This window comes from Peribacillus alkalitolerans (assembly GCF_010882125.1).
Lineage (GTDB): Bacteria > Bacillota > Bacilli > Bacillales > DSM-1321 > Bacillus_BN > Bacillus_BN alkalitolerans.
In genome coordinates this window covers 68,338-81,404 of sequence record NZ_JAAGVZ010000006.1, presented here as the reverse complement: position 1 = coordinate 81,404, position 13,067 = coordinate 68,338, and the positions used below count along the sequence as shown (strand labels likewise).

The window sequence follows — 13,067 nt, the reverse complement described above, 5'->3', positions numbered from 1 at the left end:
GCTCGTGCGGGGTCTCAATTCTCACGCTTTTCCCGCAGGAGTCGTCGCCCTCCACTCCAATCAACGGTGCTCATACATAATTTTGAGGTGATACATCATGATGACTAAAAATCAAATCAATGAACGTGAACAATTAGAAATGCTGACCATTTAAGACACTTTAATAAAGTTAAACAAATATATGCGAAGCGTAAGGAAACGATTGAAAGGGTCTTTGCGGATGCGTAAGAAAAGCATGATATGCGTTGGACAACCCTAAGGTGGCTAAAAAAATTGTCTATGCAGTCGATGCTTACTTTTGCATCCATGAATTTAAAAAAGCTAGCCACTTGGACATGGAAAGTTGCATGACATTAGTTGATTGGAGCGGAAGGCGCTTGACTCCTGGGGGATTAGAGTTACAGGCGATACCCCACAGGAGCAGTAGCGACGAGGAGGCTCGGCGAACGCCCCCCGGAAAGCAAGCGCCTGGAGCGGAAATCAACCTTTTCTCCTACAATACATATAAAAAATGACAAAAGGTACCGAGAGAGCGTACTCTCGATACCTTTTGTCGACAATCTGAAACCGCCCTTTATTTAGGCGGTTATTGTAAAAAATCATTTATTTTGGGCTATTATTTTTTTTGTTTCTTCCAAGGATAAAAACTGGTTCCAGCTCTCCATTTTCATATAAAAATGATAGAGCAGTAATTGGAACCAAGCCACTGGCGAAAAAGCTCATCGCCATTTGTGCAAGCACATCGTAGCCTGTCTCATTCCGAATATCAGCAACGATCAAGACATCTTGGTGAGGTACAGCAAGAGCCATAGTTCCTTCCATTTTTTCTTGCATAGACTTTAGCCATGATTCATTTAAAATCCTACTGGCATCATATCCATCCTTCGTACTGACAAAATGATATACATTGCCAGCTACTGAGTCCGTTTTGACACTTGTTGATAGCCCCCTCACATTAAACCTCGCTACTTCACGTAAATGTTCTGGGTTCCAGCCTTGCTGCTCCAAGAATTTCTCGTCTATCAATCTATACGTATTACCTAAATCGAGTGCGTAATAAATTCTAGTTTCAGCGGTATGCTCATCTGTAATAAACGGTATATCACTTTGATCTTTAAGCGGGAAGGATGTCGATCGAATTACAGGAAAGATCTTGTTTTCTTGACCTTGCATAGAATGGGTACCACCCATGGCCTTTAATGCTTCTTCTACATAATAAACCGTTTCATCAATTGCCTTCTCCCCTGAATTCTCCCATTTTGCAATGATAGGAGGAAGGTCGATTGTAATCCCCTTACCTGTTTCGGAATTTTCAATTCTAATCGTATCCTTTTTAGGATCAAATTGAAATTTCAGATGATGAGACTGTAATTTCTCCATCAACAAGTCCTTCATACGTTTGCTGCTCATTTTCATCTTACACTGCCCCTTTCGACTGTCCGCGGGCCTTAAGCCTTTACTTACAATTATAGTGATTTAATAAATCGCTCGATTTCCTCTTGGGTCTTACGGTCTTTACTAACGAATCTTCCTAATTCCTGTCCATCTTCAAAAGCAAGGAAACTCGGAATGCCAAAAATATCATTGTCTACACAAATGTCGATAAATTTATCTCGATCCACATATACAAAGTTGAAATCACTGAATTTCTCTTCTACCTGTGGCATGAATGGGTCAATAAACCGGCAGTCAGGGCACCATTCAGCAGAAAACAGGAAAATATGCTTCCCATTAACCTTTAATTGATCGAATTGTTCAATAGTCTCTAGTTCTTTCATTTGTTTTATCCTCCTTAAGTAAATTGGTCTTCAAACAGTATGAATCCAATTATCTTCATATATTCTGATAGTAACAAACTAATTCAATAACTACTAACAAAAAGCATGCGCAAGAACATCCACTATAACCAGTAGTAAAGATTATCTATTATTCTGATTGAAAACATAAATAGGTATATTGTTTTAGTAGTAAATTAGCTCTATAATATAAGAAATTACTTATTTTTTTGAATTTTTTCTCTTAGCCACTGAACTTTGTGGTATGAATCTTGTTCATATCCACACTCTACTTTTGGACTATAGAGGAATTTTTTTATATACATAAGAAAATAAAATAAATAGAGAAAGGGGACCCGAGCAGTGAAGACAATTAAAGCAAAAATTGGCTTTATATTATTCATGTCAACCTTTGGTCTACTCATATTATTATCTTTTAATCTCCTTTCTAGTAACATTCAAAAGGATGTAAAGAAAGAAGAAGACAGACTATCCCTAGCAGTGATAGATAGTAAGGAAATTAAGTACAATATGGCACAGACACGTAAATATGAGACTCAATTCTTACGTATCCCAAATCAAGGTGGCGCCAAAAAGATCGAAAAGACCATTAATAATGTTCAAACACAATCGCAATCATTAATGAAAAATAACAAAGAAAACGCTGATATTGTAAAACAATCAAAAAAGATTGAAGAAAGTGCAAAGGAATACAGTGCTAGTTTTAAGAAATTATTTGGATTTTATGAAAAAGTAGGGTTCACCCCTACTTCAGGGCTAAGAGGCACAACCGATAAAACTGGGTCTGAATTAGAGGGATTGCTTCAAGGTAGTGGCAATCAAAGCTGGGTCGAACGTTTTAAAACCATTCGAGTTTTGGAAAAACAATATCTGTCAACAAAAGATGAGAAAGTATATTCGGAGTTCACAAAATCTGTTAAAGAACTGAAGGATGAAATGAATGTTGCCATCCCTACCGATAGTGCATTCTCTACAAAGTTCGATACCTATAGTAAATCCATGAATGAAGCAGCCACAACCTATCGAGAATCAAGCAGGCTGATGGTTTCGTTTGATGAAAATGCAAAATCCATTGAAAAAGCGGTAGCTGATGTTGAATCAGGAGTAATCAAGCAAAAGGCCGTTTTAAACGAAGATCTACAAAAGCAAACTGCAAGGCTTGGAAGTATCCTTTTAGTCATTAGCTTCATTTTAGTCATTATCCTTATTTCTATTGGTTTACTTGTTATGAAAACAATCAATACTTCTATATCATCCCTTAAGCATGGTGCTGAACGCATTGGGTCAGGTGAACTCGGATATAGAGTGAATGATACAAGAAAAGATGAAATGAGCGCCCTTGCACATACATTTAATGACATGGCTGAAAAGGTACAAGAAGCATTAAAGAAGGTTCTAAATTCAGCTGATCAATTAAATTCTTCCTCTCAACATCTTGCAGCAATTTCAGAAGAAACCTCAGCTCAATCCAATGAGGTAAATCTAGCTGTTAAACAAGTGGCAATAGGTGCGTCTGATCAAGCCGAACAATTAGAGGATAGTAAACAGATTATGAACAATGTATCCGGTGCGATCAAAGAAACCCAAACCATCAGTGAAGACATTGCATTGGAAGCTGCAAGGACACAGGCCGAAGGAAGAGAGGGCCTAAAGACGATTATTACTTTGCAGGATACTTCCGAACAGTTCCTTAACTTAGCTAATCATTTAACGTCCCAGGTCCAACAGGCATCCGAACAATCAAGAAGTATTTCTTCCATTGTTTCTACAATCAAGGAGATTGCTGAAAATACAGACTTACTTGCCTTGAATGCAGCCATTGAATCTGCTAGGGCTGGAGAAGCGGGAAGAGGATTCTCTGTAGTTGCTAAAGAGGTCAGAAAGCTTGCTGAACGTTCGAAAATGGAAGCGCAAAATATTCAAAAGCTAGTTGATACCATGAATAGCCAAATGCTTTCACTTAAACAGGAAGCCGTGAAGTTCAATGAGTACAAAACAAAACAAAGCGAGTCTGTATCTTCAACGAAGTCAGCATTTGAAAACATCGTTAATCATATAGAAGGAATCAACGTTAAGCTTAACGGGATTAAAAACGCAATCCAGCATGTCCAAAGCTCCAATGGTACATTGTTTAAAAAAATGAATGACATCTATAGCATATCTGAACAATCCGCTGGAGTAGCAGAGGAAGTTAGCGCTTCTAGTGAAAATCAATTAATGGCTATTTCTCAAGTCAATGAAGCTGCCTCTGAGCTTAGTTTTATTGCGACCGATTTACAAAGTGTCATTAGCCAATTCAACCTAGATGATGCAGTAGAGAAACATGTAAGAACAGTCTCTCAAGATAATAAAAAGAAGTTACGTTTTTCTAAACCAACAATCAAGATAAACTTTAGAAAACCTAAACTTATTTTTTCTAAGATTAAGTCCATAAATCCAATTGAAAAATTGAAAAAGAAATAAAACAAAAGGGATGCTCATGTGGCATCCCTTTAATTATTCCTGCTTTATTGAAATGGCCGTTTTCATTAAATCTTTAGAAAGTATTTCTAAATCTGCAGCCTTCGCAACAGTAGTCACTTTCACTCCGCCGATTCCTACTATGAGTTCGTATTTCTTCTCTTCAGTTTGTCTAACCGCAAAAAATCCTTTTTTTCCTGGTTTCTCAAAGGTTTGAATCTTTTCGTATTCTTTCTTGTGGTTTATGAAATTTTGGATAAGTACATCACTATCACTTTGTTCATTCGGGTTTACAAATATAATTGCATATATATCCCTATTATTGATGATGACATTATGTGTTTTGACTTCGTCAACCTTAAATCCATCTGGTAAGTAGAAGCTGAATTCTTTCAACTTTTCATTTGCCTTCACATTATTGTTAGTGAAAACCTTTTCAGCCGCTTTTTCAGCCTTGTTAATTTCCTCATTCACATTGGCAGAGCACCCTGTAAAGATAAGAAGTAAACATAAGAACCCCATTGCTGTCATTAATCGCTTCGGGACCATTAAACATTCCTCCACATTTTCTATTCCGCTCCATACTACCACACTAATAATTCAAAAGTGTTACAACATATTAACATATTATGACTACCTCTATTATTTTTAATAAATTCAATTTTCATACTACCGAAAATATTGATTGAAACAAAGTTAACGAGCGCATATTAACTTTATTAACCGTGGAAGGGGATAGATTAATGAAAAAAAATAAAAACCAAGAAGTAAATAGACAGGAGAAGTCTCAGGAAGAAATAGAAACGATCCAAGAAATTACTAATGATTTAGATGGACAGCCAGTCCCCCAACCTAAAGATTATGAGGAAATAGAATATTGATAATTTAGATAGCAAAAAAGCTCCATCAACCTGATAAAGGTGTTGGAGCTTTTCATTTAGGTATTCTTTGATTGATATTCGTATTGGCCAATCAGCAATTGCATAATATGGATAAACATATCTGAGCGAGATATTCTTTCATTTGTAAAAACGCCAATGGCGCCTTCTTTCTTTCGGATGTTTTGTTTCTTTGTAAAATCATCCATGATTGGACCAAGTTCTTCTCCATTCAGCAATCGATCGCTAATTTCCTTCGGTAATGGAATACGCGCTCCACCAGCTATGATAGGTTGATTGCCTTCACTAACCAGTGCTCCCCAATTGCAGACGTATATGCCATCCACAGTTTTCACGACTCCACCTTCCAAACCGATTCCAATATCTGCACCTGATAACTTTTTAGCATTTTGAGCCCTAGTTATGGCTCCTTGAATCGTTTCTTCATCAGAAAATGGCTGGTCAGATACACCTGAAGGAACATCTAAACATGACACTTCAGCTCCAATATCGAGAAGAACTGCTTCTACAGCAGAAACTTTTGCAGGGTTCTTGCTGCCTACACAAACTTTCACTTTTCTGCTTCACATCACTTTCAAGAATTATTACGAATAGCATTAACCGTAGAAGAATCACATGATAAAACTAGCTTCTTCAACAATTCTTTAGCTGCTGCATAATCATCGATATGAATAATGGACGCTGCGGTATGAATATATCTTGAACAGATACCAACTACAGCACTTGGCACTCCATCATTCGCCTGGTGTACACGTCCTGCATCTGTGCCACCTTGGGAAACAAAATATTGATATGGTATAGAATGTGTTTCCGCAGTATCTAATATAAATTCCCTCATTCCTCGATGTGTGACCATTGAACGGTCTAGAATACGAAGTAATGTCCCTTTGCCTAATTGACCAAATTCACTTTTCTTTCCTGACATATCATTTGCAGGACTTGCATCAAGCGCAAAGAAAATATCAGGTTTTATCATATTGGCAGCTGTTTGAGCTCCACGAAGACCGACTTCCTCTTGAACAGTTGCACCAGAATAAAGGATATTAGGTAATGTTTCATTTTTAGTTTCTTTCAATAATTCAATAGCAAGGCCGCACCCATAGCGATTGTCCCAAGCCTTTGCCATGATTTTTTTCTCATTTGCCATTGGAGTGAAAGGACAGATAGGCGTAATTTGCTGTCCTGGTTTAATACCCATTCTTTTTACGTCTTCTCGATCATCTGCTCCCACATCGATCAACATATTCTTAATATCCATAGGTTTTGAACGTTGGGCTTCTTCTAACAAATGTGGAGGAATTGAACCAATTACACCCACGATAGGACCTTTATCAGTCGTAATTTCAACTCGTTGTGCAAGCAATACTTGATTCCACCAGCCACCAAGTGGTTGAAAGCGTATCATTCCATTATCCGTGATATTGGTAACCATGAATCCAACTTCATCCATATGGCCAGCCACCATGACTGTTGGACCGTTTTCATTCCCAACTCGAACTCCAAAAATCCCACCAAGCCCATCTTGTACTATTTCATCTGCGTGCAATTCCAATTGAGAACGCATGAACTTTCGAACTGCATGTTCATTACCTGGTGCCCCAGGTAATTCAGTCAATGTCTTAAACAATGAAAGAGTTTCTTGATTCATAATAATATCTCCTTTTTACCGGTCATAAGTTATGTACATCCTCTATTTTACAGAAACTTCTGTTACCTTACCACCCTAACACTAATTCAATATAAAACTATTTGTGCAGCCTTGCTCTCAATAGGTATACTAAAAATAAGAAATGGATCTGGTAATTAGATAAGGAGGAAAACGGATGAATTGGAAAAATCTAATATTGGGAGCAACTGTTGGTTTTGTAGCAGGGGTTTTTACATCCCAGGCTATCGATCGCAATGTTTCAATGTCTCCTGAGAGAATATTACAAGATGCCAAACATGCACTTCAAAAAAACGGGAAAATTATTGGGTCATGGATTGTCATGAAATCCGAACTATTTGAAAAAAATGAAATCACCTATACGGTCTTCAAAGGCGGAATTACAAGGAAAACGGGTGACCACCATGAGCAATTCGAATTTATTGCAGATGCCATGACGGGCACCATATTAGAAGTTATAACTAAATAGGATGAAATAAACAAAACAAGACAGAAGGGAAACCTCCTGTCTTGTTTTTCGTTTATTGACGTTTGATGCTCTCTAGAATTTCTTTACCATCCTCAGAAAATTTTACAGCTCGATAAAACGCGTCATGATAGAAGGTATACCATGCTTTTTTCTGTAGACCATATTCCATCCATTTTTCCTTTTGGAAGATTGAATTCATTGGATAATCATCAAATGCCAATACCCAAAGGACGTTAGAATGAGCATGTGTTGGCATTAAATCTGCCATATGGATTAAGATCTCATCCCCTTGCTCCATGACAATGATGGAATGCCCATCACTATGTCCTCCTGTATGTATCATCTTTATACCCGGAAATACTTCCAACTGTTCATGAAACGTTTTAACTTGGTTTTCAATGGTTTCCCAGTTCTCTTTCCAATATGTATTTCGGGAACGGATATTTGGATGTCTCATTTCATTCCACTCAATATCCGATGTAATGATTGTCGCATTTGGAAAAACTGATACTAGGTTGCCATCTTGAATTTTAGTAAGACCAGTTGCATGGTCAAAATGCATGTGTGTTAATAACACCATGTCTATATCACTTGTGGTAAGACCTAGTTTTAGTAAGTCTTCCTCCAATCGTGATTCCAATTCAACTCCATAATTCCTCAGTTGCTTTTCAGTGAATCTTCCTTTCCCTATTCCTGCTTCAATCAGAATATTTTTTTCTCCAGTTTGAACTAGTATAGGATCTGTTGGAAGTTCAATTTGATTTTTCTCATTATGGGGATATTTTTTGGACCAAAGTGGTTTTGGTACGACACCAAACATTGCACCACCATCAAGGAATGTTGTGCCTCCTGTCAACCAGGTCAACTGGAAGTTTCCAAAATGTAAGCTTTGCATCTTTCACCCTCCTATTAATCATCATTTTACCACTGTTTTCGGATTATTCATAATTTTGTACAGATGAATCATTTATCTTTCTCAAGAATCGTATGTATAAAAAAAGGACGATCCAAATGAAAATGGATCATCCTTTTTTCTATTTATTTTTAGAAGGAAATTGAGCTTCGACACGATAAATGCGGCTTCCTTTATTGGAAAACTTCTCTTCATATTCAGTCATGATATTTCCTTCATAATCGCTATTATGCAAATCCAGACTAATGAAATTCAATAACATTCCGTAATGGGACATACTAATGAGAGAATATTCAAATAGGCCTTGATTATCGGTTTTGAAATGGATTTCTCCCATATCTGGTAGAATGTCCTCATATATACTCAAATACGTTTTATAAGTCAATCTTCTCTTAGCGTGGCGAGTTTTTGGCCATGGATCTGAGAAATTCAAGTATACCCTGGATACTTCTCCTTTATTGAAAAAATTGCGTAAATCATTTGCATTTACACTTAAAAGCTTACAATTTGGAAGCTCAGTTTCAATTAATTTATCTAGAGCATGTACAATAACACTTTCATACACTTCTATCCCCATGAAATTGATATTTGGATGTGCCTTAGCCATTTCAGTAATGAATCGGCCTTTTCCCGTTCCTACTTCAATATATAAAGGATTTTCGTTACCGAATACTTCTTTCCATTTACCTTTTTGTTCTTCCGGATTCGCAATGACATACTGTGGAAATTCGCTTAATTTATCTTTAGCCCAAGGCTTATATTTTAATCTCATGATGACACCCCTATTGTAAATGTATCGTTCAAATCCTAACATGAACCCAAATGTTGCGCAACAAGAAATAAGGTCCAATTCTTGTTCGATAATGCTTAATATTCTAACATGAATAATTTCATCCCTTGGCCGCAACCTATAAGGAAAGCAGTAGCGTACGACCTGTACGTTGTAGCTTGTCTTTAACTCTCTGCATTTTTATTGATTATTAGGCTTTGTTAAACTAACCTGTTGATTGTAGCGAGAGGCGTTCACCTTCAGTTCCAATCAACAAAGTTTCATCAATGAACCTTAACATAGCTATTTAAAAAAGATGCTCTGTTAAACAGTGTTGTTGATTTCCGTTCCAGGCACTCGCTTTCCGCGGGGCGGCCGGTGCTCCCGCAGGAGTCGATTGCCTTCCACTCCAATCAACTTTGTGGAAAAATCAACAATAAGCTTTAACAGAGCTAAAAAAGAAAAAGCCTAAAGGAAGGTTCATCTTTAGGCTAAACTCCCATACTTTTATCTTGTTTGAAAGGTTGTGCATTCATGCCCATTTCACATGAGCATCAACTATCCTTACTGAAGGATATACTTACGAACCACCAGGCCGATAATTGTGGATCCACATCAGAGTGTGAGCAGATGGAACGACTTGTCCAATCCCTACTGACAAATGAACATTATAACGAAGAAGCAAAGAATATTCTTCAGGAAATATCTAAATATAGTCAAGCTGGATCAACGACAGAAAATCTAGATGGCCATATCTCATCCCACAACCAGCAATTACTTCAATGGGTTGAGAATATGGGTAGCTTTTCATAAATCTAAAACAGTTTGTAAATATTCAATCCCGCTATTTCTTTCAACTTGTCGCTGTTTTGAATGATACCACTGGATCGAGAGGATTGTCTGTGCAATCACATACCACTTCATTCTTAGCAATAAACCTTCGTTCAATTGTTCACCATAAATGGCTAGCCATGATGCCCACTCTTCTTTAGGAACGTAAGAATAAAGCAACATGCCTAAGTCAATGGCAGGGTCGGCGATCATGGCGCCATCCCAATCAATTAGGTACAGTTCATCCTCATCAGAAAGAAGCCAATTATTGTGATTGACATCAGAATGGCACACCACATTTTCATGACAAAATATTAAATCAATATTTTCATCTAAAAAAACGCGTGCTACACCCATTATTTCTTGGTTTTCTAATTCCTGATCCATTTGATTATCGATTTGTAGAATGATATCAAAAGGTTTAAGCGGGCTCATTCCAAGCCTTTCTAACATTGACAGCAATGGTTTTGAACAATGAATTTTTCGAAGCAGCTGTGCCACTCCTTGGTCATTCATTTCTCGTTGTGCCAGCTCCCTACCCTCTAACCATTGCTGGGCGGAAATCACATCACCATTTTCCAATCTTTTTGTCCAAACCAACTTTGGGACAATACCTTCTGCTGATAGAACAGCAAGAAAAGGAGAAGAGTTACGCTTTAAGAAAAGCTTTTGTTCCGCATGGCTAGCAATGAACGCTTCACCTGTTGCTCCTCCTGCAGGAACAATCTCCCATTCTTGACCTAATAAATGCTCCAAATTGGTCACCTTCAATTTCTTCGCTAACCCTTCTATAGCTGATTTAAAATTTATGTTAATAGGAATCTATTAAAATCATTTTATCCTTTTTTAACCATTATTGAAAACTTGGCTAGAGCCAAGCTTAGCTGCTTGCTATTGCCTAGTTGCACTTATACTTTATTCCTAATATTGGCCACTACGTCGACTTACTTCTTGCTGCCAATTTATACTATACTAAAGTGTAAAAAAGACAGCTAATTGCGTCTATATGCAATAGCCATCTTTATAAATTTTAGAGTATAAAGTATTTTCCCGTCAAGTCCAATGAAATCAAGATGATGACTCACCTATTCATCTGTCCTTTATTAGTTCAATCCTGGACAAAAATAGAAACACTTAATGGGTCTATTTTCGTGGAACTAGAATCCTTTTCGCAAAGGGTCTTCACTCCACTCTTTCCTTTTTCACAAATTACTTTCCATTTACCTTTGATAGGTAATTGGATTTCAATTGATTCTATTTGTGGATTGTAACATACGAGAATATTTCGCCAAGGTCCGTATTCTTTAACTTCATTTAATAAATATAAAATAGTTGTGCCTGGTCCCTGTTGAATTGAAACATGTTTTTGAATGAGCGGGGCTGAAGGAAATCGAAATGCTCCATGAGCTTTTCGAATAGAAATTAAACCTTTTATATAATCAACATGGTCTTGATAATCAGCATTTCTCAACCAATCCAATTGATTGATGGTATCTGGTGATTTATAGCTGTTTTCCACACCTTTTTTTGTCCGGAAGAATTCCTGGCCAGCGTGTAGGAAAGGGATGCCTTGAGATAGAAGAACTAAAGAGGTGGCCAAAGAATGGCGTTTTCTCTTAACTTCATCCAGTTCTGTAGGGTTATTAAGGTGAATTCGATCCCAAAGCGTATGATTATCATGTGATTCCACATAATTGATGGATTGTGAAGGAAATTGGAATAAACCAGATTTTCCATTAAAATCTACACTTCCCAATATGCTTCTCTTCACACTTTCTATTTTATGAGTATTGCCATGAATAAACCCACGATCATGTAGATTAAAGGTGCTACCTTTGATACTGTCACGAAACCAATCATTGAATTGTGCGATACGAGGCATCATCTTGGCATTTTTAAGGGAGGCTTTTTTTTCAGATGGTATTGGAGTATTTAAATCCCACCCCTCACCAAGGATGAGTGCTTCATGGTCAATGGTGTCTACCAGTTGACGCACTTCATTCATCGTTTCAACATCCAGGATTCCCATAAGGTCAAATCTGAAACCGTTCACATTATATTCTTTCATCCAGAATTTAATGGAATCAGTGATGAATTTTCTAACCATCAGCCGTTCTGAGGCAATATCATTCCCTACTCCAGTACCATTGGAAGGCATACCGTGCGTATCATGTCTAAAATAATATCCTGGAACGATATGTTCTAAATTTGATGTTTCCCGTACATACACATGATTGTACACTACATCCATGATGACTCGAATACCTTTATGCTGTATCGCGGCAATCATTTGCTTTAATTCTCTGATTCTAGAATACGGATTAGAAGGATTGGTTGAATAACTTCCTTCAGGGGCATTAAAGTGAATTGGATTATAGCCCCAGTTATATTGAGTAGTAGGATTCTTTTCATCCACCCCACCAAAATCATTGAAAGGCAACAGTTCTAAATGTGTAATCCCAAGGTTCCGTATATAATCAAGTCCTGTTGGATTACCTAAAGATGTGCGTGTCCCTACTTCAGTTAGTCCTAAGTACTTCCCCTTATCATTTATCCCGCTATCCAAATGGATGCTTACATCACGTATATGAGCTTCATAAATGATACTGTCTAATGTCGAAGGTAAAGGAGGCAATACCGGAAAGTCTACATAGGTCTTTTGTAAATCCACGATCACTCCCATTTCACCATTTGTGCTGACAGCAACAGCATATGGATCAACCGCTTCCTTCCATACTAAGTTGACGCAAATAAGATAGGAGTACAAATAACCATCTAGATTTCCTTCCTGTTTAACTGACCATATCCCTTTTTCCCCTCTCGTACACTCGACATTAGGAAGTTCTAAACCATTGGGATCAATGAGTTTTAATTTTACCTTAGTAGCCGTTGGAGACCATATCTTGAAAGAGGACTTACCTTCTGAAAAGGTCACTCCAAGGTCTTCTCCACTATAATAAAATAATTCATCAAATTTGGTTGTTCGGATTACCGCTCCAATCTGTAAATCTGTCATTCCACCATTTGAGTCATATACTTCATACGACACGCCGAACTCTGGATGAATGGGTAGTTCACATTCGAATTTTTTAAAGTCCTTTAATGGAATTACATTTTTTATAGGCAAATCAGTGATTTTCTGCCCATGTATCCATAAAGAAAAGGAATCCGCATGGCCAGCAAAGTGAGAATAGGGTAAAAGGATGGTTATAAAATCCAATTCATCCAAATAAGCGTTAAAGGCTCTGCGAATGCCAATCACAT

At 37.4% G+C, this 13,067-nt stretch carries 13 protein-coding genes and 1 pseudogene; 5 read left to right on the top strand and 9 right to left on the bottom strand.

Translation table 11 applies throughout. The features are described 5' to 3' along the window. Positions 1-141 precede the first annotated feature (141 nt). Positions 142-351 (top strand): annotated as a pseudogene (locus G3O09_RS09235) (transposase); the annotation flags it as partial. A 252-nt stretch (positions 352-603) separates the two neighbouring features. Here the strand turns inward: G3O09_RS09235 and G3O09_RS09230 are convergent. Beyond that, the gene (locus G3O09_RS09230; protein ID WP_163101340.1) at positions 604-1,410 is read right to left on the bottom strand and encodes a DUF1444 domain-containing protein; all 807 of its coding nucleotides are present in this window, start codon (positions 1,408-1,410) and stop codon (positions 604-606) included. Between the two features lie 56 nt (positions 1,411-1,466). Further along, the gene (locus G3O09_RS09225) at positions 1,467-1,778 is read right to left on the bottom strand and encodes a thioredoxin family protein (protein ID WP_163101194.1); all 312 of its coding nucleotides are present in this window, start codon (positions 1,776-1,778) and stop codon (positions 1,467-1,469) included. Between the two features lie 360 nt (positions 1,779-2,138). Here G3O09_RS09225 and G3O09_RS09220 point away from each other — a divergent pair, with 360 nt between their 5' ends. Then, entirely contained in the window at positions 2,139-4,259 is a 2,121-nt protein-coding gene (locus G3O09_RS09220; protein ID WP_163101193.1) for a methyl-accepting chemotaxis protein, read from the top strand. 33 nt (positions 4,260-4,292) lie between these two features. On the opposite strand, the gene G3O09_RS09215 is transcribed toward G3O09_RS09220, so the two are convergent. Further along, entirely contained in the window at positions 4,293-4,805 is a 513-nt protein-coding gene (locus G3O09_RS09215; protein WP_163101192.1) for a hypothetical protein, read from the bottom strand. Between the two features lie 194 nt (positions 4,806-4,999). Between G3O09_RS09215 and G3O09_RS09210 the strand changes: the two genes are divergently transcribed. After that, complete coding sequence (locus tag G3O09_RS09210; RefSeq protein WP_163101191.1) at positions 5,000-5,137, top strand: hypothetical protein; 138 nt, start codon at positions 5,000-5,002, stop codon at positions 5,135-5,137. 56 nt (positions 5,138-5,193) lie between these two features. Here G3O09_RS09210 and G3O09_RS09205 read toward each other — a convergent pair whose 3' ends face one another. Together G3O09_RS09205 and G3O09_RS09200 are read right to left on the bottom strand one after the other, a co-directional pair. Next, positions 5,194-5,709 (bottom strand): DUF84 family protein, encoded by a 516-nt coding sequence (locus G3O09_RS09205; RefSeq protein WP_163101190.1) that lies wholly within the window; start codon positions 5,707-5,709, stop codon positions 5,194-5,196. Between the two features lie 20 nt (positions 5,710-5,729). Next, positions 5,730-6,803, bottom strand: a complete 1,074-nt coding sequence (locus G3O09_RS09200) for a M42 family metallopeptidase (RefSeq protein WP_163101189.1) — start codon at positions 6,801-6,803, stop codon at positions 5,730-5,732. A 175-nt stretch (positions 6,804-6,978) separates the two neighbouring features. On the opposite strand from G3O09_RS09200, the gene G3O09_RS09195 reads away from it, so the two are divergent. Next, a complete protein-coding gene (locus G3O09_RS09195; protein WP_163101188.1) occupies positions 6,979-7,290 on the top strand; it encodes a hypothetical protein in 312 nt (103 codons plus the stop codon). Between the two features lie 52 nt (positions 7,291-7,342). Here the strand turns inward: G3O09_RS09195 and G3O09_RS09190 are convergent, their stop codons facing one another. Next, positions 7,343-8,185, bottom strand: a complete 843-nt coding sequence (locus G3O09_RS09190; protein ID WP_163101187.1) for a YtnP family quorum-quenching lactonase — start codon at positions 8,183-8,185, stop codon at positions 7,343-7,345. A gap of 139 nt (positions 8,186-8,324) precedes the next feature. Continuing rightward, on the bottom strand, positions 8,325-8,975 hold the full coding sequence (gene trmB, locus G3O09_RS09185) for a tRNA (guanosine(46)-N7)-methyltransferase TrmB (protein WP_163101186.1): 651 nt from the start codon (positions 8,973-8,975) through the stop codon (positions 8,325-8,327). A gap of 531 nt (positions 8,976-9,506) precedes the next feature. On the opposite strand from trmB, the gene G3O09_RS09180 reads away from it, so the two are divergent. Beyond that, entirely contained in the window at positions 9,507-9,785 is a 279-nt protein-coding gene (locus G3O09_RS09180; RefSeq protein WP_163101185.1) for a YtzH-like family protein, read from the top strand. On the opposite strand, the gene G3O09_RS09175 is transcribed toward G3O09_RS09180, so the two are convergent. Both G3O09_RS09175 and pulA read right to left on the bottom strand, forming a co-directional pair. Next, on the bottom strand, positions 9,780-10,559 hold the full coding sequence (locus tag G3O09_RS09175; protein WP_163101184.1) for a phosphotransferase family protein: 780 nt from the start codon (positions 10,557-10,559) through the stop codon (positions 9,780-9,782). The two genes, G3O09_RS09180 and G3O09_RS09175, sit on opposite strands and share 6 nt — an antisense overlap. A 352-nt stretch (positions 10,560-10,911) precedes the next feature. Beyond that, on the bottom strand, positions 10,912-13,065 hold the full coding sequence (gene pulA / locus G3O09_RS09170) for a type I pullulanase (protein ID WP_163101183.1): 2,154 nt from the start codon (positions 13,063-13,065) through the stop codon (positions 10,912-10,914). Positions 13,066-13,067 lie beyond the last annotated feature (2 nt).